General features: G+C 36.9%; 19 protein-coding genes and 1 pseudogene. 8 read left to right on the top strand and 12 right to left on the bottom strand.

Translation table 11 applies throughout. The features are described 5' to 3' along the window. Positions 1-36: 36 nt before the first annotated feature. Complete coding sequence (locus D0T60_RS11690; protein WP_163218342.1) at positions 37-1,914, bottom strand: fimbrillin family protein; 1,878 nt, start codon at positions 1,912-1,914, stop codon at positions 37-39. Positions 1,915-2,847: 933 nt separating this feature from the next. Between D0T60_RS11690 and D0T60_RS11685 the strand changes: the two genes are divergently transcribed. The 7 genes from D0T60_RS11685 to D0T60_RS11655 all read left to right on the top strand — a co-directional run bounded on the left by D0T60_RS11685 (position 2,848) and on the right by D0T60_RS11655 (position 9,471). Next, positions 2,848-4,086, top strand: a complete 1,239-nt coding sequence (locus D0T60_RS11685) for an ATP/GTP-binding protein (protein ID WP_163215346.1) — start codon at positions 2,848-2,850, stop codon at positions 4,084-4,086. Between the two features lie 2 nt (positions 4,087-4,088). Beyond that, positions 4,089-4,817 carry an RloB family protein gene (locus tag D0T60_RS11680; protein ID WP_163218341.1) on the top strand — a complete coding sequence of 243 codons (729 nt, stop codon included), beginning with the start codon at positions 4,089-4,091 and terminating at the stop codon, positions 4,815-4,817. A 525-nt stretch (positions 4,818-5,342) separates the two neighbouring features. After that, entirely contained in the window at positions 5,343-5,912 is a 570-nt protein-coding gene (locus tag D0T60_RS11675) for a hypothetical protein (RefSeq protein WP_163218340.1), read from the top strand. A gap of 43 nt (positions 5,913-5,955) precedes the next feature. Beyond that, positions 5,956-6,249 (top strand): hypothetical protein, encoded by a 294-nt coding sequence (locus D0T60_RS11670; RefSeq protein WP_163218339.1) that lies wholly within the window; start codon positions 5,956-5,958, stop codon positions 6,247-6,249. Positions 6,250-6,479: 230 nt separating this feature from the next. Continuing rightward, the gene (locus D0T60_RS11665; protein ID WP_163218338.1) at positions 6,480-7,460 is read left to right on the top strand and encodes a radical SAM/SPASM domain-containing protein; all 981 of its coding nucleotides are present in this window, start codon (positions 6,480-6,482) and stop codon (positions 7,458-7,460) included. Further along, the gene (locus D0T60_RS11660) at positions 7,457-8,347 is read left to right on the top strand and encodes a radical SAM protein (RefSeq protein ID WP_163218337.1); all 891 of its coding nucleotides are present in this window, start codon (positions 7,457-7,459) and stop codon (positions 8,345-8,347) included. Before D0T60_RS11665 ends, D0T60_RS11660 begins: the two co-directional genes overlap by 4 nt. Beyond that, a complete protein-coding gene (locus tag D0T60_RS11655; RefSeq protein WP_163218336.1) occupies positions 8,347-9,471 on the top strand; it encodes a radical SAM protein in 1,125 nt (374 codons plus the stop codon). Before D0T60_RS11660 ends, D0T60_RS11655 begins: the two co-directional genes overlap by 1 nt. A gap of 399 nt (positions 9,472-9,870) precedes the next feature. Here the strand turns inward: D0T60_RS11655 and D0T60_RS18825 are convergent. The 11 genes and pseudogenes from D0T60_RS18825 to D0T60_RS11600 form a co-directional block, all read right to left on the bottom strand. After that, positions 9,871-10,254, bottom strand: a pseudogene (locus D0T60_RS18825) (recombinase family protein); the annotation flags it as partial. 346 nt (positions 10,255-10,600) lie between these two features. Beyond that, positions 10,601-11,677, bottom strand: a complete 1,077-nt coding sequence (locus tag D0T60_RS11645) for an AAA family ATPase (protein WP_163218335.1) — start codon at positions 11,675-11,677, stop codon at positions 10,601-10,603. A 5-nt stretch (positions 11,678-11,682) separates the two neighbouring features. Further along, positions 11,683-12,060 carry a helix-turn-helix domain-containing protein gene (locus tag D0T60_RS11640; RefSeq protein WP_163215360.1) on the bottom strand — a complete coding sequence of 126 codons (378 nt, stop codon included), beginning with the start codon at positions 12,058-12,060 and terminating at the stop codon, positions 11,683-11,685. Positions 12,061-12,151: 91 nt separating this feature from the next. Then, positions 12,152-12,973, bottom strand: coding sequence for a hypothetical protein (locus tag D0T60_RS11635; RefSeq protein WP_163218334.1), 822 nt, complete (start codon positions 12,971-12,973; stop codon positions 12,152-12,154). 169 nt (positions 12,974-13,142) lie between these two features. Further along, positions 13,143-14,255, bottom strand: a complete 1,113-nt coding sequence (locus D0T60_RS11630; protein WP_163218333.1) for a tyrosine-type recombinase/integrase — start codon at positions 14,253-14,255, stop codon at positions 13,143-13,145. Between the two features lie 121 nt (positions 14,256-14,376). After that, the gene (locus tag D0T60_RS11625) at positions 14,377-15,249 is read right to left on the bottom strand and encodes an AlpA family transcriptional regulator (protein ID WP_163218332.1); all 873 of its coding nucleotides are present in this window, start codon (positions 15,247-15,249) and stop codon (positions 14,377-14,379) included. 253 nt (positions 15,250-15,502) lie between these two features. Then, positions 15,503-16,903: a tRNA uridine-5-carboxymethylaminomethyl(34) synthesis GTPase MnmE gene (gene mnmE / locus D0T60_RS11620; RefSeq protein WP_163218348.1), complete on the bottom strand. Its 1,401-nt coding sequence runs from the start codon at positions 16,901-16,903 to the stop codon at positions 15,503-15,505. Positions 16,904-16,984: 81 nt separating this feature from the next. Continuing rightward, positions 16,985-17,863 (bottom strand): nucleoside phosphorylase, encoded by an 879-nt coding sequence (locus D0T60_RS11615; protein ID WP_163218331.1) that lies wholly within the window; start codon positions 17,861-17,863, stop codon positions 16,985-16,987. A 71-nt stretch (positions 17,864-17,934) separates the two neighbouring features. After that, positions 17,935-18,927: a flotillin-like protein FloA gene (gene floA, locus D0T60_RS11610; protein ID WP_163218330.1), complete on the bottom strand. Its 993-nt coding sequence runs from the start codon at positions 18,925-18,927 to the stop codon at positions 17,935-17,937. Positions 18,928-18,952: 25 nt separating this feature from the next. Beyond that, positions 18,953-19,423: an NfeD family protein gene (locus D0T60_RS11605; RefSeq protein WP_163218329.1), complete on the bottom strand. Its 471-nt coding sequence runs from the start codon at positions 19,421-19,423 to the stop codon at positions 18,953-18,955. A 2-nt stretch (positions 19,424-19,425) separates the two neighbouring features. Continuing rightward, on the bottom strand, positions 19,426-20,865 hold the full coding sequence (locus tag D0T60_RS11600; protein ID WP_163218328.1) for a tetratricopeptide repeat protein: 1,440 nt from the start codon (positions 20,863-20,865) through the stop codon (positions 19,426-19,428). A 120-nt stretch (positions 20,866-20,985) separates the two neighbouring features. Between D0T60_RS11600 and D0T60_RS11595 the strand changes: the two genes are divergently transcribed. Next, positions 20,986-24,411 carry a DEAD/DEAH box helicase gene (locus tag D0T60_RS11595; RefSeq protein ID WP_163218327.1) on the top strand — a complete coding sequence of 1,142 codons (3,426 nt, stop codon included), beginning with the start codon at positions 20,986-20,988 and terminating at the stop codon, positions 24,409-24,411. Positions 24,412-24,423: the final 12 nt, after the last annotated feature.

Below are 24,423 nucleotides of genomic sequence, written 5' to 3'. Positions count from 1 at the left end.
GGTATTCTCTCTATAAATGAGTGTTTTGAGGAGGGTTTATTCTTTTATGCAGCGAATGCAGGCGCCTAAAACATCCTTATTGCTGCCCGTATTTAGTGCATTATTATGAGAAGACAAATAAAGGGAATGAAGAGTTAATTGAGGGTTACTGTTTTCTGTACACCAATAAAATGCAAACCAATTTTTATTTGCATCCTGATAGGTATGAACTTCATTATACAGTCCTGTGGCAACTCCATTAAATCCGGTTAAGTTGTTTGCTTTATCTTCTCCCCAAAAAGTGCCTCCTTTTATTAAGGAAACATTGTTGTCGATATATTTGTTTAGAATTTCCCAATCAGACTCATTCCCAATTCTCCAGCTTTGCGGTGCAAGCGGTTTATGGGCAATGGCAGCCGAATTGTAAAAATAGTAAAAAGCATTAGGTTGGCAATATTTAGCAACTACTGTTTTGAAATTTTCTCCTTTTGTAATGTCTGTACCATCTGCATATTTAGTTGCTTTCAGATTGCTGCGCATCCAATATTGGGTTCCTATTTTTACAATGGGGTAGGTGATTGTTTCACTGCCACGGGTATCAGTAAGTATATCAGGGAGATGGTAAATTTGAATTGGGTTACTTATTTCGGTAGTTGATATTTCGTTGTTATCGGTAATGTAAATATAGTCAATAGCTGATGAATTTCCTTCTTGGTAAATGAAAGTATTAGTATTCTTGTTCCATTCTATTTCCCCACCATGCACTTGTTTGGTTTCATTTATGAGTTGGCATATAAGTCCTTTTGCCAGATTCGTTTGTCCGTTTTGAACAGGATAGATTACAATCGCCTGACTATTTAAAATATCACTGCAAAGGTATTCTTTACAGATTTCGGCTACTTGTTTTCCCTGACTAATGACTTTGTACACATTCGATTTAGCAAAGCTTAAGCTAGGAATATGTATAGAGGGACCAGAAACTTCTTCGGCATCTATTTCATTGGGATTAGCTTCTCCCCAACCTTCAATACTGGGATTGATGGAAACTTCTACTACTTGCGTAGAAGCCGAAAGGTGAATAGTGATATCTTCTGCACTTCCGCTTGATAATATGAAATCATCCTTAATTTTACATTCATAAACTTTTCCATCTATAATTAATTCGATAATGGTGTGAGGAGCCTGAAGGGTTTGTGGAATAGCAATCGCACTTTTTCCACTAAGTACATTATCGACTATACTCCATGATCCATAAGGAATGATATCTTCTGGGGTGTCTTGTTCTGAAATTTTATTGGTGACAAAGTCATAACTTGCTTTGGTATTAATTCCTTTTATCCTAACAGTAGGGTTGGCTGTTAGAAGTTCATTCAAATCATAATACTTTCCAGGGTTTATCTGTATGTTTAAACGAGTGAATTTATGCTTAAACAATAAATCAATAGTTTCTTCGGTAGCTGTGATATTGGTAGCTTTGGCCACCATAAATGTAGAACTCGAAAAAGCTTGAGGGCTACTCTGATCTTTCTCTATGCTTACATCAATCTTGTTTGTACCTTTCTTAACTCCTTCATTGGTATAGGGGAAGTAGCTAATAAAATTACAAGATTTATTTCCTTCCGGATAGAAGATAGACTCTTCATTTACAAATAATTGTGAGGAGTTATATGTAAATTTAGTATTGTCAATGTATCTTGTTTCTTCCAATGTAGCAGGTTGAACCAATACATAAAGTCCTATGGCATCATCAACATCAAAAGAAGTATTTGTAACACGAGTCTTACTGGATTGAACGCGAGTGGAAATGTTAATGGGAATAGTTCCTTGTTCGATTGTTTCCTCTTCTTTATCAAGCTGATTTACACAAGAAAATAAAGAAAAAAGAGATAAGAACAAAGCAATGTAATGCCTCATGGTAAATAGTCTTATTTTCATATTATTAAAGAATTTGTTAAAAATAGCCGCAAAGGTAAAAAGAATATTTTTTTGTGCAAATATTGGTGATGTTATTTGTGATGTTAAATAGGAATGTGTTGTTTATGAGTGAGTGTTTATGAAGGGTTATTTATGGTTTTTTGTTTGTTGGTGGTTACTTTCTTTTAATGGGATGATGTTTTGGTGGTTTATGTGGTTACTTTCATTTTCCAATACAACATATATAACTTATTGGTGTTCATTGTTTTGGTCTTTAAAAGGTAGAAAGTTAGAAAAACTCCTTGTTCCTGTGTGTTAAAACGCTCACTTTTAACGTTTTTATTTTTCATTAACGAATAGGTGTCTCTTGGGGTAGAGGTTTCGCCATTAATATTGCTTAGGTAGTGGATGATATCACGTGTATGCTTTACAAGTTTCTGATTTTGAAGGTAGAGAAGAAAACGATTCTTTGTCTTTCTTCCCTACCTTTACTTTAATATATCGTATATATAGAGTACGACAATAAAGTAAAGTCGATTTATTAGAATTGAGAGCATAGGCCACAAAATAAAATGAAATGACAATTGATTTTAGATTAGTGACAAAAATATTTCAAGAAACAACTATTGGTCGAAAAAATGTGTTATTTTTGCGACAAAGCGAATAAATTAGACGCTCTCTTCAGGTTATAGTATTAAGACAATAACTCCTTTCTCTGTCAGCTTATATTTTTCAGAGGGTAATGTAGAGATTCAGGATGTGTCATTACAATAAGTATTTTCCCTAATACTTGATTAGTATATTGTTCCTTTGTGCTACTTCAATGAATTATCACTCTTTTGTATTTTATTTTTTTTTGGTAGGTGTTGAAAATGAGATTTTTTCTCAGTTTAATAGTATGCAATCAATTTATTGTGTATTTTTGAAGCATTATAGTATAAAAGAAGTAATTCTATGGCAACATTATTGCAATTTACAGTAGGTAATTATCGTTCTTTTCTGATAGAAAGAACGTTTTCAATGATGCCCAACAGCATACAAGATACCCCAAAAGAATGTGTGGTAACAGAGGGACGGTACAAATACTTGACTGCTGCAGCTGTATATGGTGCAAACTCCAGCGGAAAGAGTAATCTGGTAATGGCATTGGCTGCCATGAAGAACATGGTGTTGAATTCGGTAAAGCTGAACGACTATGATTTGTTGCTTTACGACCCATTTCTCTTGAAAGAAGGGGCTGGAAACCAAGCTACTCATTTTGAGATTGTATATTTGGATACAGATGAGACTCGTATAAGATATGGCTTTAACTATACCCCACGGCAGATTGAACGTGAATGGTTGTTTATAAACAAAAAGAATAAAAAAGAACAGCCTTATTTCGTCCGTGATGAAGAAGGCATTGGTGTGAACGAAATGCTTTTTGCCGAAGGTGTCGGTCTGGAAGAACGAACCAATGACAATCGTTTGTTTCTGTCGTTGGCCGCCCAGCTTGGCGGGGTAATCAGCAAAAATGTGTTGGATTTCTTTAACTCCGGATATACTGTCATATCCGGATTAAGTAGCCAGGGGTATGAGGGTTTCACGGAAAGGCTGTTCTTGAATGAAGAAGCAGAAGCAGTTGATGCTTTGCAATTTTTCAAGGACTTGCAGTTGGGTTTCGTTGATATAGAAGCTGCTGAGCGTGAAATAGAAAAAGGTCGAAAAGCGATAGATGTCTTTACTATGCACAATGTCTATAACCGAGATGGAGAAATAACAGGTAAACAGCGCTTCCGTTTCGAGTATTGTGAATCGCAAGGTACTCAAAAACTGTTTGAGTTGGCAGGGCCGTTATTTGAAACACTACGTCACGGTCGGCTATTGGTGATGGATGAATTGGATGCAAAAATGCACCCGTTGATTTCTCAGCATATAATCAAACTCTTTAGTAATGAGAAAACCAATCCGCATCATGCCCAACTCTTGTTTACCACACATGACACCAACCTGCTCTCTTCTCATTTGTTACGCCGGGACCAGATCTGGTTCACCGAAAAGGATAAAACAGAATCTACAGACCTTTACAGCCTGATGCATATTGTTTTACCTGATGGGACCAAGCCGAGAGGAGATGGCAATCTGGAACGAAATTATATAAAAGGGCGTTATGGTGCCATTCCTTATTTGCAAACCATTGAACAACCGTTGTAGCTATGGGAAAGAAGAAGAAACTTTCATCAATAAATCTAGAATGGTATGGTTACAGAGAGGCAGTTCATGATGACGTTAAAGTGCGTTGTCGTATATTGATAGTATGCGAGGGTGAAAAGACAGAACCTAATTACTTCCAATCATTTGACCAGATGCAATACGGAAGTATGGTTTATGATATTGAGTGCGAAGGTGGAAAGATAAATACAATGCAAGTGGTGGATAAAGCGATTGAACTACGGGATAAGGCGATAGCTTCTGGTGCACCATACGATACCGTTTGGGCAGTGTTTGACAAGGACGATTTCCCGGCTTCGGCATTCAATGCCGCTATAACTAAAGCAGAGCAATATGACATTGGATGTGCCTGGAGCAATGAGGCATTTGAATTATGGTATGTCTTTCATTTCGTGAATCGCGTAACAGCGATGAGTCGTGAAGAGTATAAGAAAACTATCAGTAAACATGTGAATGAGTCTCCGTTATATACTCAGAAAGTAAAATATGTCTATCAGAAGAATGATTCAAATTCACACATAGCGATGACTACTTACGGTGATGAAGCTCGTGCTATTCGTTATGCGCAGAATCAAACAGATAATTTCGATGATGCTCGTTATGCAACACATAATCCTTGTACTACAGTGTATAAGTTGGTGCGCTTGCTTCGTGGAGAGGATAAAGAGTTTAATAAGAGAATTATAGAGGATTTGAACTCTGAAATGAGGTAAAGAATAATTTGTGGTAACAGGTAAAATGTACAATTACATTACCGGATATTAGGCATGAGTTGTTTTCGACAACCTCTATGGGTGATGCGAATAGAAAGTCGCGTCATCTTTATGACTTGGCAATGATGATGAAAACTGAGATAGCATTGAATGCTGTTTCTAATGATGAATTATGGATGACTATCCATCATTACCGTGAATGTTTTACTCATGTGAATGGTGCTAAGTGGAGAAGTTCCTACGTTTGAATCTCTCATAACGCAAATAAAGGAACTTGAAAAAATGTTTCATTCTTAGTGAATATGTAAAATCTAACAAAACGAAGATGTTATGACGAATACTCTTATTGATAATTCAGATGAATGCTTGAGGTTGCTTAGATGCTTTATTGTATATTGAATCTTGCCAACAACAAAACAAATATCACGTTAAACGATATTTTTCACTATCGATATTTAATGTTTTGGGATTGTTTCATTACTTTTGTATTGTTATTTATTTAATCTTGACTCAAACAATATCTGTATGATAGAAGGAATTGTAAGGAATCGAATGCCTCTTGCTGGATTAACACAAGCGAGACTCGCAGAAATGTCAGGCTGTACTCCAACGCAAATGGGAATATTTCTCAAAGAGACGGGATTCCTAAACAAGAAAAGTTTCGAAAAATGTTTATCTGTACTTAGAGTCCGATTGGATGTCTATAACAAGAGATACCAACTCGCACTCAACGCGGCCCCGAAATTGAGGATATATACTAGTGACGAAATAATTTCTATGTCTAAATCCCAAATGGTTTCTCTGACTGGTATTTCTGAAATATCAAGTCTATTCGATGTTTCGGAAAATGAAATGGACAATATTGCTAGTGCAGGTATTGTTGACTACGAAGGGACATATTCCTACTTCAAAGCAATGGTTTTGCATCTTATGCAGATAGGTGGTAAGCCTAGCCCCAAGAGTGTTGAATTGTCCTTTTCTAAGTTAGCTGCAGCATGTGTAATAATTCCTACTATACCCCTTGTCGGAATAACAAGTGTGATAGGAATGGCGACAGGTCTATTGCTAAGTGTTCTCTACCGTCAAATGCATTAACTCCTTTAATGGTATTAGCAATACATTCTAAAAAAATAAAAATATGAGAGGTAAAGTGAAGTATGTAACACGTTCTGTTTGGTATGTTGGGAATCAGGCATATCAGCATTCTTCTGATTGTCATGATGTTCGTTATACAAATACATATGCTGTTTTATACAATGAAGACAATGTAAGTATTGACGAAGATGAAATTCGCTCATGCTATAATAGAACAAAAATAACAGATAATTTAATCAGTGAATTAAGCGATGATCTTCATAACGTTTGGATTGAGTATAGTGCAGACGATGATGGTGATTATTGGCTTGATGACGAATTAGATGATTTGGTGTAATTTTATTAATTTTAATCATTAATTTATGTCTACAAAAGAAGTAAACAAGCTAGAATGTGAGCTCAATAGCATTATTGCTATGGCTTGCTGGATTGAGAACCCATAAACAAGTGTTTGAGAGTTCGAATCCTTATGTAAAATCTTGAGATTTTACATTTACGATCTCGGGCTACTCTTTCATTAGAGAGCCCGAGATTTATTTAGGCAATGATAATATCAAATTCATAATCATGCAAATATACTTACTACTTACAGAAAGATGTAATCTCAATTGCAAGATGTGTATTCGTGGGCACAAACACTCCTATGAGTTAACACTCAATATGCTTGATAATATTAAAGGAATACAAGAGTTTCAAAATCATGACATAGTAATAACAGGTGGTGAACCAACCCTATGCCATGACTTTGAGAAAATCGTGCATAGGCTTGCAGATATTGCTAAGACTGTTTCTATTTGCTCCAATGGAATGAATGACTTTTTTGTTCATGAGGATTTCTTCAAGTCAAACATGAGAGTACAGATATCTTTAGACGGAACAGAATATGCTCATGATTTAATTAGAGGGAAAGGTACATACCAAAAAATCATAAATACTATCACAAAGCTTGATAATTTATCTGTGCCTTATATAGTGGCAACTGTTGTTAGCAGAAAGAATGTATCAAGCATGCTAAAACTGGCTGATACACTATCGAATTTCAAGAAGATGCAGTACTGGACAATCTCCTACGAAATGCCTTTTGGTAATGCTTCTTTTGAAAATATGATGACAGCGGAAGAATGGAATCTTTTCGCAGATAAGATGCTTGAATATGTTGATTTTCGAATGAAAATTCAAAAACTCTTTTCATTTGATTTATTTGTAAAATATAAGGATAAGTTAGATGGAATGTTTACCGATAAATCTTGCGTAAATTGTGGTAGTGGAAGAGATAAAATTTATATATATCCAGACCTTAATGTATATCCATGTACTTGTTTAACAGACTTTTGTCTAGGTAATATTAAGGAGAATGCTCTCTCTCAGATTTTGACTGGCGCGAATGCTCTAAAGTTTACAAACTATAGTGTGCAGGATGATTCAATCTGCAAAGAGTGTGAGTTTTTGAAGTATTGCAATGGCGGCTGTGTAGGCATGTCGTATAACTATTTTAAAGAACTTGGACGTGGTGATATACGATGTCCTAAACTAAAGGTAAAGCTATGAAGCGTATATTCTATTTTAATGTAACATATACATGCAATTCTAGTTGTGCTTTTTGTTACTCGCACAATACAATTCATTCAGGTGTAGTGCATAACGAAATTGAAATTGAACAATTCGTTGAGTATCTTCGGAGGCATAATGTTGGTAAGCATGATCGTGTTATCATCAATGGCGGTGAACCTTTTCTTCATTCAAACATCATCGGAATCCTAAAATCATTAAAAAAAATTGGATGCGAGACTTTAATATACACTAATGGTAGGCGTCTTTTCCAATATGACTTATCCTTCCTTGATAAGCACTATCGATTTGTTATACCTGTACATGGACATGAGAAACTTCATGATTCAATTACCAAAATCAAAAGTAGCTTCGCTGAGATGATTAAAAGTTTTGATTATATCAAGACTTTGGACTGTTTAATTGACGTAAAGGTAATAGTGAATAATGTAATGGCAAGCAATGAAATTGAAGTTGAAAGAACTCTTCTTGTCCTTGACCAATTGCCAATAAATCATGCTGTTCATATTACTAAAATGGCAGATACAATTATCTCCCATAAGAACAATTGTCCGTCCGTGACCCATCGACAAGCAGCTCGATGTACAAATACTTTTTTTAATTTTTATGTTAGCAAGAATCTTAAAATAAAAATTTTCGACACCTGCGTAAAATTACTTTGTTTGGATGATAATATTCTATGTATGGACTGTCCTGATGCACAGGTATTCTTTAAGGATAATGCACACGAATGGAATTTTGAATGTTATACTCCAGTATTAGAGTGCCGCAGTTCATGCGAAAAGTATAGTTTTTGTTACTCCGCTGTGAGTAATTATAATGTTTTAGAATACAATAATGGTAAATTTTATAAAGGATTCGAATAATGAAAGAGCAAATAGATATAACAATAAAGCCAACCATGGCATGCAATATGAAGTGCAAACATTGTTTTAATGGTGATGCTTTCGTTCAGACCGAGAAACTGAATCTTCAGACTGCATATTTGTTTATGGAAAAGGCATGTCAGGAATATAAAAAGGTTAAGGTAACTTTTCATGGCGGTGAACCTACTTTGGCTGGCATTGACTTTTATAATAATTTTTACACCAAACAACGAGAATTACAGCAAAAGTTTGGCACACAGATAAATAATCAGATTGTTACCAATGGTTTACTTCTTACCAATGAGTTTATAGATCTCCTTAACGAACACAATGTACTGATTAATTTGTCTTTTGATGGTCCATATAATTACTTGCTCCGTCAACAAACTCAAAAGGTTCAAGAAATAGTATTTAAAGTGCGAAACAAAGGAGGTCGGTTTAAGTGCTTTTGCACGCTCTCCAAATCTTCAGCTACGCACTTACTCGATATATACAACTGGTTTAAATACAATCATATTTCTTTCAAGACTCTTCCTATAGAAAAGAGAGGTTACGCAAAGAATAATGTTGATATAATTATGTCTCCAGAAGAACTCGCAGAAAATTTTGAACAGGTGTATCGCATATGGCTAACCGACAAAGAGTTTGATATTAGCTATTCAACTTTTGAAGAGTTTGCTAATCTCAGAAGAGATTTGCAACATCGAAAATTCTGGTTTGAACGAAAAATAGCCATGAATCCAGATGGTAGAATGTATACATTTGGTCGTCCAAACGACATTCATTATTGTATTGGAAGTCCTGTAGAAGTCGATAGTCTTAATGACTGTTTTGAGACAGAAGATTATAAGAAGTTTCTTTCGTCATTAGAACAAATGCGTAATAACAGATGCCCTTCATGTGAGAGTAGTACCGTATGTGGTGGCGTAAACATAAACATTGCTTATCTTTATGTAAATGAACCTGAGTTAGTTGATTACAGTTGTCGTCAAAGCAATATGCTTTTTCAGCGAATTCTAAATGTCAACGATGAGGTTATCAATGACTTCAAGAGTGGAATATACGACAAGTACAATGACTATATTAAAGAAAAGTATGCACCATACAAAGGAGGAAGTAATTGATTTCGGGGTACTATTATTTTAATCAAGAGAATTCCTCGGGGCTCTGCCTTGGGGTTATTCATTAGATATTAGTTTGATAAGCGGAAGACTGCACTCCCTCCAAGAAGGTGCTGCCCTCCGTTATTCTTAGACTCAATAAATTCCTCTTTCTCATCTACTATTATTTGATTTTATAGGTTCTCTAATTTCCGTGCATGCGAGGTATTTATATAGAGGGGATCCCTAGCTGCTTTTATTTTTTTTGCAATGGCTAGTATACTCCATCCTGTATTAAATTTTCTGCGAACGCAATCATACTTTGAAACGCAAATGACGTTTAAATAGGTATTCCTCTTACCAGCTTCACGTCCAATATACTTACCTCCAGCTTTTTCTCGCCAAAGCTTCTTTAGTTCTTTAACGAATAAGATTACGTTCTATTTCTGCTGATAAACCAAAGGCAAAAGCTAAAACTTTACTTTGAATGTCTTCTCCCAATCGATAGTTATCCTTTATAGTCCATACACGACACTCTTTGGTCATGCAAATGTTAAGGATCTCCATAATCATGAAGAGATTACGCCCAAGACGCGAAAGTTCGGCACAGATGATTAGGTCGTCCTTCTGTACTTTATTAAGTAGTCTGCCAAGTTCTCGTTTATTGTACGATTTGGTGCCACTAATGGTTTCTTCTATCCAACCATCAATATTCATATTCTCACGTTCGCAGAAGTTATTAATTTCAAAACGTTGATTCTCGACAGTTTGTTTGTCGCTACTTACTCTAATGTACCCGTAGATCATATTATCATTTATTTTTAGAATTTTATTAATATACCATTTATAAAAAAGGCGTTAAGGTACAATTATCGTATTAAGTAGTGCAATGGGGAATGACATTTCAATAGGTCAAATGAAACATATTGAGGCTTGCCCAATATCACACTGATTTATCAGTGGGGTAGCCTAATACCCCATTTGCAAAATTTGCAATGGGAAAAGGCACTAAAGTGGCAGCAAGCTGCGTGTATAGTTGACGTGAAAAGTGTATGAATGGAGCTCTCAAATCGGGAACTCCATCCATATTTAAAGATAGTGCTTTAGTTAATCTTAATATATAGGCACATGGAATAAAGTAAAGTGTCTGGGCTTAGTAATACCTGTCCGGGTTGAGTGAATACTTCTTACCATTTTCTTGCAGAATTATTCGCTTATTCCTGAGGAATGTGATAACCTTAGTGACTTTATTACGCCCGATAGGATAGTCCGCATCATTGTATGCTTCAACCAGTGCCTCCTGCAATTCTTCATAGCCATAAACTTCCTTCTTTGCAAATACAGATATTAAAGCCCTTTCATGTTGCTCTATCCTAATTTCCTTATATGGATCGAATGGGTCTTTGGACGGGCGACCTACTTTTGTTTTCTCCACTACATAATTCTCTACAATTTCAGGTAATGCCTGTTCGTTGATACGAAAAGCAAACGGTTTGAAATCCATTGCTCGAATGTGAACGGCTTCGACTTTACTGATGTTTGAGTCTGCCTTATCCTTTTCAACTTGGAGAATGGTCTCCGCTTTGTTGCTTAGTTCTGTACCGATATGTCCTCTTGCATTCTCATCTCCTTTATTCTGATGGAGGATGGTATGAAGGTGAATTTGTTTCTCATCAGTCCATTGCATAAGTTTGGAAATGATATAGGTCGATTCACTAGGACTATTAATGTCGTAAACCAAATCTCTAATGCCGTCAATGACAACTAATCCTACATTGTTTGTTTTATAAATTGCTTCGTCAATGATGGCTATTCTTTCTTCTGGTGTGTTTTTGCGTAATGCCAGAAATTGCAAATAAGGATAGTTGTCTTCTGTAGAAAGTCCTGCCAATCGAAGTATTCGCTTCATTACTTTTAAACAATGATAGGAACTTTGTTCTGTATCTATATAGATGACATTCGACTTGTCGGCAGGAAACGAGGCTGAATAATTCAATGCCATACCGTTTTTTAAGGCGGCAGCTACAATTGCAGATACATTGAATGTTTTTTTGCTTTTAGCTTTACCAATAGATGCGCTGAAATTACCTAATGTGCCGATTACTATATCGTCTATTTTTAATACTTCCGGAGCCTTCTCATAATTACTGGTAATGCTAAGAATTGACTGTTGCCATAGTTTCCAGACATCTTCTTGTTTCATTGGCTTTCTTTCCCTTCCGTATTCCATATACTTCAATAGTTTGTAGCGTTAGGTTTTCGTTTGTGAGAAGCCAAGATTGCAGCATTCATCTCTTCGGCAGAGAGTGCAGGAGCATTTTTTCTGCCGGTTTCCAACCATTGATCCAGTTCGTCTTTGTAAAGGTAGTAACGTTTACCCTGCTTAACGGCTGGTATTTCACCATTACCTACTTTGAAGTAAAAAGTTGATTTTGGCATCTTTAGATACTCGCGAGCTTCTTCTGAAGTCATTGGAGTGTGGCGATTTTCATACATAGGAACAGACCGATTTGTTACTTGTTTTAACAGCGTCTCTTCTAAACTCTCAACCTTGTTGCAGAGTTCCTTTACAACCATTGGAAGGTCGTTGAATGTTAATTCGTTCTTCATTATAATTTATTTTTGTAAACGCTGTAAAGGAATTCAATGACCTTATGCTGATATACAAAGATTAGAATAAGCATGGAATCATTTCCAAATAAGTTTAGGTTACCTCCATTGGAGGATTGTCAGAAGATATACCTAATGGGTTGACAAGCCCTATTGCTTCCCAATGAAAGTCATAGCTTCCTTTATCGGGTTTGTCTATTTTTATAATGGATGAGACTTCATCCGAAAGATTGCGGATGATAGTAGGCAGTTCGCAGTTCATAAATTCCTTTGGAAAACATTGTTTGATGAATTTGGCTTGTGTCATTCGTTCATAGCCCAATCTCTTACCGATGTTCCATGCGAAGTGGCGAAGGTCGGCCGTGCTAAGAGAACCATCCGTCTCAATAGGAATAAAATTGGCTTCGGGTGATGTAGCAAACAGATTGACATTTTTCAGAATGATTTCTAAATGACTTTTTTTCATGTGGTTGGTCAGGACTGCATTGGTATATTCCACAAGAATTAGTGTTCTTCTCTGTTTATCCAATTTAGCTTTTTGTTGTTTTTCGCTTTCTATCAAGACTGATTTATGCAGACAAGTGCTGACAATTCTATCGATAGGGGAGTTTGTGTCAGAGATAAGGTTTCTGTTTTTCTGTATTTTAATGTCTTGAAGAGTCGATGGCACATTGTCTGTTGAAAGGGGAAGAAGAGTGGGGCTTGCTTTCGAAAAGAAAACATCTGAAAGTGTTGTTTGTAGTAGCCAGTAAATGGTTAACAATAAAAAAAGTACAATAAGAAAGACACCAGATTCAATTAGCCAATGGTGATTGAAATCGGTGCCAATTTCATAAGATGCCAATAAAGCGATACTCCCAAAAGCAATGCTCGGCATAAGCCAAAATAGTGTAAATTCTGTTGCCTTGATAGTCATAACTGTAAGTAATTGGATTTAAAATAGTCAGACAAAATTATCTGCATAGTTCCAATTAATGCTTATTGCTTCTCAATAACAACAGAATCTTTACACTAATTAAATGGTTCCCATCTAAATCATACCCATAATCATACTCAGGATATCTGTTTTGATTTGTTTGTGCCTGTTACTCTTGTCGTTTAAGCGTGATCTTCGAAGAGGCTTTACGCTTGTTAGCATCAACGGTTTTTGTATAGAGTTGCGTGGTAGAAATGCTTCTGTGCGTCATAATACTGGCTATGGTGATAATATCCGTTCCGGCTGCTGCTTGCAAAGTTGCAAAGGTTCTACGGTAGCTGTGGAATGTGATGTTTTTGGTTATTCCGGCAGATTTGATCCATTTTTTCATTGGAGCTTGTGTCATGCTACGTTTGAGTCCTTTGAATATAACTCCCTCGCCAGTATTACCTATAAGTTCCAATGCTTCCTTACTGATAGGAATGGTATCAATGGATTTCGTTTTCTGTGTGATAATCTTTACATACTTGCCTCCATCGTAGTAGTCCTGAATATTTTCCCATCGTAAAGCCAAAATATCACTGATACGCAAACTGGTAAGACACGCAAATAGCGAAGCTGTTTTCAAAACGGGTATATCGCATGGCGTTTCTGCTAATTTGCACAGTTCTTGTTGGGTAAGGAAATCTTTGTCAATATCTTCCGTTTCGATTTTATCCAAGAAGTCGTTAATATTGTTACGTATCAGCTTGGCGCGATACAGGTCTTGGAGAAATCCCCGGAATGTGGACCAATAACCGGCAGCAGAATTTTGAGAGATGGTGTCTTTTTTGCTCTTTAGCTTTTTGGCTGTTAGTAAGTATTCTCTAAATCTATTACAAAGGTCGATGTCTATTTCCTCAAAGATACATTTACCTCCTACAAAATTGCTGAAGTGGATATAGACGAATTTCCATTTCTGGTCATGCTTGCGTAGCTGACGGCGATAATATTCTAAAAAGTCACCTTTAAGTTTACTCTTGTCGAGGAAGTCATATCGTTCGTTAACTATTGCATCGAACCGGCGGCAACGAATAGCTTCTGCCTTTTCGGTCATTTGCTCGTTAAATTCACGTTCCCTTCGGTTTTTGGGTTTCTCATAGATGTAGATGCCTAAAGACTCATGACGGATTACTTTCATTGTTTCTTTGTCTCTATAGCCTGGATAATAGTCCAGATAGAAAGATAATTGCCCATGTTTGATGGGGCGAGTTCTAAGTGTTACAGTTTTACATTCGAACATAGTTTCTTGTTTTTTATAATTAATACTTGATTGTTGTTGTAAAGGTCTTGAATGATGCTTTGCTGAGAATTTTCATTTGGGAATAAGTTCTATATCATTTAAAGAGATATTATTATCCTTTCTAAGTTCTCATCACCTTATCAAATTCAATTTTGAGGAACTTCACGAACCTGCCGGCTTTTATTCTTTCAATGTTGTGAAACCGCAGGACTCCATAAACGGCATCCCTTGTCAAATGGAATTCTGCCATAGCTTCTTGTACAGTATAGTAATATTCCTCTTTACATAGACTTTCTGATTTTGATAGGTCGAAATGGTATTTAGAATAGAATATCTTTCCATGTTCTTTTTTGGAGGGGATATTGTTCCGGTAAACTTGGCTTCGGATAGCACTTCGAGTCATATTGTATTTCTCTACTATGTCTTCGGGCTTATACCATTCGGATAACTCTGTATCAACTTCATATTTAGCAAAAGCAGCATCAATATGTTTTCTACTATAATAATTGAACTTTCGAATACGTGTTTTGGGAATTTTGTTTTGCCGGGTAAAAGTCCATACCCATTTGGTGTTGACTTTATATTTTTCTACAATCTCTTCGGCGGTGTAATATTCTGCTATATTTATCTCTTCTTTGGGTATAATGCGCTCGTATGGTTTAGATTTTAGCATTAGCTCAATATCTGCTCTGCGGATAAAGGACATTCTTTCGCTCAATCTGGATGCGCGTAGCTTGCCTTGTTTTACTAACTTATAGATATACTGTCGGCTTGTACCCATCAGGCTTGCCACTTTGGAAAAGGTCAAGTAATCCTGACCCTCCAAAGCAACAATAGGACGTAAGAGTTCCTGACTGTTTTTTAGTTCGTCTCTTTTCTCACGTACACATTGTTTATAACTACGCTGTGCGCATTGAAGACCACAATACTTCGTTGTCGTCTTTTGGGCAATAAACACTTTACCACACCATTGGCAAGTTCGCTTTACTTCCATACCATTATTTGTTTTAATTTCGCCTACTTTCTGTCACCATACGTAAACCATTGTCAACACATGTCAACTAATGCCTCAGTGTGACATCGGGCTTTACCGCAAAATTGTTTCGCGGTAGAAATACGGTACGAAAATAGGGTGAAAAACGGGTACTAACAAAAAGTGATGGGCAAGTGTTAAAACGAAGAAAGTCCCTCAAAATGAGAAACTTATTGCTAATCGATTACCGTTGTTTACAGTTAATTCTAAGCCATTATTTTCCGATACAAAAATTCCTAAATATATTCTCCAAAACCGAATCATTAGAAACCTCCCCAACTATATCAGATAAAAAATGCAAACAGCTTCTTATGTCCTGACTTAAAAAGTCCCCCGATATATGCATTTCCAATCCTTGTTGTACCCGATGTATAGCTTCTAATGCTTGCGATAAGGCTTCATAATGTCTTACGTTGGTTACAATAATATCATTTTGTGTTACTGTTGGCAAATGCGCAGCTTCAACAAGTATTTTCTGTAAAAGATCTGTATGTGTGCGTTGTTTGGCAGAAATAGAAATAGATTGTATGTTTGCTTTGTTAATTAAATCAGTCAATACAGAGGACAATTCTTTTTCTTGTTCAGCAGAGAGTAAATCTGCCTTATTTAGTACAAGTATTAGTTGCTTGTCTTCTATAAGTGGTAATATTTTTTGCGAAAGCTGTTTGATCTGTTTTTGAGCTTCCTTGCTATCAATTACCCAAAGAATAATTTCAGCCTGTTCAATCTTTTGAAAGGTACGTTCAATTCCCAAATTCTCAATGGTGTCATTGGTGTCTCTGATACCGGCTGTATCTATGAAGCGGAAGGTGACGCCTCCTATGTTGATTGTGTCCTCAATTACGTCGCGAGTGGTACCATGGATGTCGCTTACAATGGCTTTTTCTTCATTTAAAAGTACGTTTAGCAATGTAGACTTTCCGGCATTTGTTTCGCCGATAATGGCAACGGGCACTCCGTTTTTTATGGCATTTCCTATGCTAAATGATTGAACAAGGCGCGAAATAACACTTTCAATATGAGTGGCAAGCAGGAATAATTCGTTACGGTCGGCAAACTCTACATCTTCCTCGCTGAAATCAAGTTCCAGTTCAATCATGGAGGTGAAGTTGAGTAGTTGTTCACGTAGTTGTTTTAGCTCCTGGCTGAAACCACCTCGCATTTGGCTTATTGCCAATCGATGAGTGGCTGCTGACGAAGAAGCTATTAAATCGGCTACAGCTTCTGCTTGGCTGAGGTCCATTTTACCATTTAAAAACGCTCTTTGAGTAAACTCACCGGGTTGAGCCAGGCGACATCCCTTTTCAATCAACAATTGCATAACTTGTTGAAGAATATAAGAAGAACCATGGCAAGTAATTTCCGTAGAATTTTCTCCGGTGTAGGAGTGGGGAGCATGAAAAAGACTAATCAATACATCATCTACTATCTCTTCTCCATTGTAAATATGTCCATAAGTAAGAGAGTATGGTTTTCGGTTTTCTAAGGAATGTTCACTCTTTATCGGAGTAAATATACTATTTGTTATAATAATAGCTGCTGCCCCTGAAACACGGATCATTCCTACTGCACCTCCCTGACCTGTGGCAATTGCACAAATAGTATCTTGATTGATATTCATATTGATTTTTACTTTTGAATAGCAAAGATATATTTTTCTTTAGGAATATGATAACAATTGCAACAAATGAGTGCATCAAATTCTGTCGAGTACTGTTTTTATTAGGGTATCAATGGTGTTTCGGTAGCCTGTATTTGCTTCTTTAATAAGGCGATTGGCTATTACCATGCATACAGTGGTGGCTTTATGCCCCATAAGTTTGCTTAGTCCGGCTAAAGCTGAACTCTCCATTTCGAAGTTGGTTATTTTATAACCTTTATATTCGAAAGCCTCGATCTTTTCGTTTTGCTTAGGGTCGGCTAATGGCACACGTAATTCGCGTCCTTGCGGACCAAAGAAACCTCCGGCTGCAATAGTAACTCCGTTTACCATATCGTTTTGAGCAATCCGATCAGATAGTTCCGGATCTTCGTCGATGACATAAGGGGCAGGAGTACACATATTACCAGTCCAACCCATGTGAGCTAAGAATGCTTTTTCAAATTCAAGATCACAAGCTTCATCACGACCAGCATAAAAGTTTAATAAACCATCGAAACCAATGGATTTGCGCGAACAAATAAATGTTCCTACGGGGGTATTAGGTTGCAAGCCGCCGCATGTACCTATACGAACAAGTTCCAGCTGACGGAAATTATCTTTTTCTTCCCGAGTATTAAAATCTATATTGGCAAGTGCATCAAGCTCATTTACCACAATGTCAATATTATCACATCCAATTCCGGTTGAAAGTACGGTGATGCGTTTACCTTTGTAAGTGCCTGTACAGGTATTGAATTCACGGCTTTCTACTTCAAATTCTTTGCTGTCGAAATGAGAAGCCACGAGTGCTACACGTCCCGGATCGCCTACTAAGATTACTTTGTCTGCCAGTTGTTCCGGTTTAACATGAAGATGAAATACAGAACCGTCTTCATTAATAATGAGTTCGGAGGATGGGAAATACTTTTTCATGATATCTTGGTTTAGTGGTTACTAAAAGAGTTAGTAGTCAGGAGTTTTTAACTCCTAACTACTATAAACAATTACCCTAAAGGTTTGTTTGATGCGCCTGAACTTCCTGGTTTCGCAATGGTTTCGCGCATAGAAGTATCAGCTTCAATATTTTTCATACGGTAGTAGTCCATAATGCCGAGATTGCCATTACGGAAAGCTTCTGCCATAGCTTTAGGAACTTCGGCTTCGGCTTCGATTACTTTTGCACGGGCTTCCTGAGCTTTGGCTTTCATTTCTTGTTCGGAAGCTACAGCCATTGCACGACGCTCTTCGGCTTTAGCTTGAGCAATATTCTTGTCTGCATTAGCTTGATCCATTTGAAGTTCAGCGCCAATGTTTTTACCAATATCAATGTCCGCAATATCAATGGAAAGGATTTCAAAAGCAGTTCCGGCATCAAGACCTTTACGAAGTACTAACTTCGAGATAGAGTCAGGATTTTCCAATACACTTTTATGGTTCTCTGATGAACCAATAGAAGATACAATACCTTCACCTACACGTGCCAGAATAGTATCTTCGCCGGCACCACCCACTAATTGGCGTATGTTGGCGCGTACTGTAACGCGGGCTTTAGCTATCAACTGAATACCATCTTTAGCCATCGCTGTAACGGGAGGGGTGTCAATTACTTTGGGGTTAACTGACATTTGAACGGCTTCAAATACATCACGTCCGGCAAGGTCGATAGCGGTGGCCATCTGAAATGATAACTCAATGTTCGCTTTGGAGGCTGATACAAGTGCGTGAACAACCTTTTCTACGCGTCCACCTGCCAGATAGTGAGCTTCCAATTCATCTCGGGTAATCGTTTTAAGTCCTGCTTTATGGGCCTCAATCATGGCGGGCACAATAATATAAGGAGGAACATTACGAATACGCATCAAGAATAACTGTATTAAAGATATTTGTACCCCTGAAACTTTGGCAGATAGCCAAAGGAAAAACGGTACGTAGTGGAAGAAGATGCCAAGGAAAACAATGGCCCCAACCACAAATGCTAAAATAACGTACGGATTCATTCTTTAAGTTTTAGTTTGTGAATATTTAATTTGCTTGTTTTTCAACCAGAACAACACCATCGCTAATGCGACTTACCACAACTGGTGTTTTTTCATCTAAAAAGCCGTTGGTAGATTTAACCTCAACGATCTTTCCATTAATTTCGGCGTGACCAATAAGGGCAAGGCGAGTAGTGGTTACTCCGGCATCACCTATCTTCAAGCTGTGTTCGGCATGTCTGTCTACTTTCGATGAAATTTCTTTTGTCAGTGAAACTTTATCCAACGTTTTAGATTTCATAAAAAGAACTACAGAGGCTACGCAAGCTATAATAGATATGATAAGTGTAATAAAGCCCTCCAAGGTTCCCATATATACAAAGGCATAGTAGTTGGCATAAGCCAAACAGCCCAAACCTGCAAAGCCTGCAACACTTGTACCGGGAATGAAGAACGCTTCCGCCAGAAATAATATAACTGCGGCGATAATCAATAATACAATAATTAGTATATCCATGCTTATTTTTTTATGTTGTTAATTTCCTTGTTACGTATATCAGTCGCTAAAATATCTAATTCATTGCACATTTCCAACACTCTTTTTTCTAAATCAATAATAGCAGGTGCAGATTTTTCTTTATCTAACTGTTTAGCTTCCGCATACCATTTCCGTTGCGCATCCAATTTCTCTTTCTGCTGACGGTAGTCTTTCTCCATTTGCTGATACTTTCTAAATAGCTCTTTGGCTTGTGGAGATGTAAAATTATTCAGCTCATAATAGGTAAACTTATCGTTAATGATAAACTCAAAATCGTATTCTTTTTCTTTTTGAGGTTTCTGATGAATAGCAGCTTCAAGTCTCTGTTTAGCAGCATCTACTTCGGTTTTATTCTTCCACGTATCTTTAATGGAATGCAGTTGAGCAAGTTGACGCATTCTTTTCGCATCCATTGATTCATAATTATAGGTATGCTTGGAAGTGTTAGGAATGAATACATAAATGCAAACTTTGTCTTCCGGTTGATACCTATCACTTGCAAACCATCCAAGTTCGTTATATTCATCTATTGCATACATATAATCATTGAAAGGAGAGTTGAATGGCATACCTACATTGTCCGGATTAAGATAGCTTTCTGTACTGCTATTATAACGGGTAACGAAAATATCATAACCTCCCATTGATCCTTCTCCGTCTGATGCGTAATAAATTGTAACTCCGTCGGTTAATACAAAAGGATAATTGGTATTTGCCGATTTGTTAATGCTTTCGGGCAGTGGGAGAGGCTTGCTCCATTCGTTAAGCATCTTATTCCTTGACAGAATATTCAATGTGCTGTCTTCGCCTAATTCGCTGTAATAAATTTTATTGGCAAGTTCAGTTTCGTATACGGTTGAGAGTTGAGGGTTGAGAGTTGAGAGTTGAGAGTTAAAAAACTCATTATAAGAATAGAGCCTCCCGGATTCTTCGCTAAGCTTATAGGCTTTCAGAAAGTCCTTTTTGCTGACTACAAAACTGTCTATTACACTTACTTCTTCTACTCCTTTTAGCATGCGAGCACTTATTCTGCTTTTCTCCAGAACCTTTTGTACTGATTCTGTGGATTGTCTTTTCTTAGTGAGCTCTTCAATGTAGCTTTCGTAAATCGTAACTGCTTCTTCGAATCGGTATAATTGATCGTATGCCTGTCCTAAATAGAGTGTAGCATTAGGCACTTTGCGTTTATGAGCAAACTCTAAAGGTTTTATGGCTTCTTCAATATCACCAGTATTTATACAACATACTCCATACCAGTAGTTGTAATTGGAATTGTTGGGTTGTGATTTGAGCAATCTATTGAATGTGGGTTTGGCTTTTTCATATTCTCCATTGGAAAACATTTTTCGTGCCTCTTCTAACGATTGAGCTGATGAAGTGGCAGCAAACAAACAAAAAATGGTAAGAATAAAGTATTTCATTGTTTTTTGTAACTAATAATCACAAAGATAGAAATTTTCTTTTTCCATGTGCATATAATCAAAAGGTATTTTATAAATAGTCGTTTTTTAAAATTACTTTTGCAACCTAATAATATTTATATGTCGAAATATTTTGGAAAAACATGGTGGGGGCAACAATGGCTCAACTCGTTAACTCATATAGATTATAGTAACCGTTTACCTCGGGGAAGTGCTTATGCTAAAAAAGGGTCTGTTAAGGAAATAACCGTCGAAGGAAATACCATAATTGCAAAGGTGGCCGGAAGTAGCCCAAGACCGTATAAAGTAACTATTATAGTGCCTGCGTTTTCTGAAAAAGAAACGAAAATGCTGATACAGGCTTTAGCTCAAAAACCAGTAATCATTTCTAAACTCCTGAATCGGGAATTAGACCCAGAAGTACTGACAATAGCACAAAATATTGGTTTGAAGGTGTTTCCCCGACAGTGGACAGACTTCAATATGAACTGTAACTGTCCCGATTGGGCTGTTCCCTGCAAACATTTGGCTGCTGTAATATATAAAATAAGTGCAGAAATTGATAACGATCCTTTCCTTGTATTCAAATTACACAATGTAGAACTGGAAAAAGAATTGGAAAAAGAAAACATTCATGTTTCTACTCAAAATACAATTGTTCCTGCTCTAAAAGAGCTGCTGAAAAACAATAAAAGAAAAGTAACGCAATCGGAAAACAATACATATAAACAACTTGATTTTTCAATACTTCAGCCAATTAGCGCCCCATTGATACAACTATTGACCGAAGCTCCTGTGTTTTATCAAAACAGTGGAAACTTTAAAGATATATATGCCTCCTTTCTTAAAAAAGCTGAACGTAACGCACAGCAAATATTGAAGGGGAAAGTTACTTTGGATAGTTCTTTTTTGATAACCAAACATACTGATATAAAAGTTGAAATAGATGCAAATAATAATGCTATTGTACAGGTTGATGGTGAAATAAGCGAGTTGTCTCTACAAAGTCTAATTGCTGCATTGTGGCAAATACCGGCCGGTCTTACTAACAACTACCAACCATCAGTAGCTTCATTGTATACTATTTTACAGTTGAGCATAAACCTGGTGGCAAATGGGGCTGTCATTCCGCAGATAGTATCCCTCAATTCAGGATTATATCTGGTACGCTGGTTACCTGCCATAATCAGTAAACCTGTAAAAACCTTGATAGAACAACTTGAACATATTTCAATAGATCTGATATCTTCTTTCATGTCATCTCTGATAGAAAAGCGATGTGGAACTCCAACAAAAGATATCTTTCTTGATCTGTTCTTTCATAAACAAGCATACGCTTTTAGTGCTCCGGGCGAAAAAGCTCTTCCGGGAGGCATTAACTCTTGGATACAACGTTATTTTATCACACAGGGAAATTATCGTCCATCTATTGTTGTTGATGAACTGGAAGAAAATTCTTTCAGGTTGACAATTGAAATAGAAACGCAAAAGAAACAATCTGCGAAAAAAATACCTTTACGCGATATACTGGAACAAAAAAAGTACGAAAAAATAAGATTCGAAGTGTTACAATCACTTACACATCTGAGTTCTTTTATTCCGGGAGTTGACGATTATATCAACCAACAAGGTAAAACAGATATCATTCTTACAGATCGTGATTTTGCTCCTTTTCTTATACAGGCTATACCTGCAATACGATTACTGGATATTGATATACTTTTGCCAAAATCACTGCAACAAATACTTAGACCTAAAGCCAGCATACGCATAAAATCGAAAGCTAAAGATGGCAAGACATTCCTGCGCCTGGATAGTTTGCTGGATTACGATTGGCAAGTGGCAGTAGGTAACATGGTAATGAGCGAAAGTGAATTTAATAAATTACTGAAAACCAGCAATGGATTAATAAAGTATAAAACAAACTACATCTATGTATCTCCTGATGATCTTGAGAAATTGCGTAAACAGTTTACCTCAACTAAAAATCTGTCCTCACTCGAAATGCTTAGAATAGCCCTTAGCAATGAATACTTAGGTGCAGCCATTTCACTTAGTAGTGAGGTGAAAGAAATGATTCGGGAATTGACTCAAGCACCTAATGTTGCTTTGCCTCAAGGGCTCAACGCCACGCTTCGTCCTTATCAACAGAGGGGATTTTCATGGATGTATCGCAATTCACAAATCGGTTTTGGAAGTGTACTTGCCGACGATATGGGGCTTGGTAAAACATTGCAAGTAATTGCCACCCTACTCAAATATAAACAAGAAGGAGCAATAGACATACAGAAAGCATTAATAGTAGTCCCAACCGGATTGCTTGCCAATTGGATGGCTGAATTTGAAAAATTTGCACCTTCTCTCCACGTCATGCTATATCATGGTATCAACCGAAAGTTAGATAAAAAAGTCTCATTTGATATTTTGTTGACATCTTACGGAATAGCAAGAAGCGACACACAGATTCTGAAAAAAGTAAAATGGCAGGTAATAGTAATTGACGAAGCTCAGAATATAAAGAACCAAGATACAGCACAAAGCAAGGCCATTAAAAGTATTGGCGCAAATACATGTATAGCAATGAGTGGAACCCCGGTAGAAAACCGATTGAGTGAACTATGGAGCATTATGGACTTTGCTAATCGTGGATTTTTAGGAAGTATATCCAACTTTAAAGAAATGTATGCCAATCCTATACAGAACAAAAATGATTTGGAAGTGGCTGGTAAACTGAAATTGGTAACAGCTCCCTTTATGATGCGAAGACTTAAAACGGATAAAACAATTATTACCGACCTTCCGGATAAAATAGAAATGGATAGCTATGCTCATCTCACCAAAGAACAGGCGAGTCTTTATCAACAAACATTACAGGAGGCTTTAGCTGCAATTGAGTCTATGGAAGGAGCAGATCATAAAACATTGTTCGCCCGTCAGGGTCTGGTATTACAAATGATACTGGCACTGAAACAGATATGCAACCACCCTGCGCTCTTCCTGAAAAATAGAGTTTTAGATGCCACGCTTTCGGGAAAAGCAGATTTACTTTTTGATAAACTTGACACCATTGTAGATGCTAACGAAAAAGTGTTAATCTTCACCCAGTTTGTCGAAATGGGAACGATGCTTAAACAATTCATTGCTGATCGTTATGGTGAAACACCTTTATTCTATCATGGGGGATGTACTTTGAAACAACGCAAGGAAATGGTGGACAATTTCCAAAATAACCGTGCAGATAAAATATTTATTCTGTCGCTCAAAGCTGCCGGAACAGGATTAAACCTTACCGCTGCCAACCACGTGATACACTACGATTTGTGGTGGAACCCGGCTGTAGAAGCACAAGCCACCGACCGTGCCTATCGTATCGGTCAAAAAAGTAACGTAATGGTACATCGATTCATTACTAAAGGCACATTCGAAGAAAAAATTAATGATATGATTCAAGCTAAAAAAACTTTAGCAAATATGACTGTTTCGACAGGCGAAAATTGGATCGGAAACCTCAATGATAAGGAACTGAGAAGTCTATTTGAACTTTAATAAATAAGAAAA

It is taken from the genome of Bacteroides sp. 224 (genome assembly GCF_010500995.1).
In the GTDB taxonomy this organism is placed as follows: Bacteria; Bacteroidota; Bacteroidia; order Bacteroidales; family Bacteroidaceae; genus Bacteroides.
The sequence above is the reverse complement of the archived record's forward strand: the minus strand, read 5'-3'. Positions and strand labels throughout refer to the sequence as shown.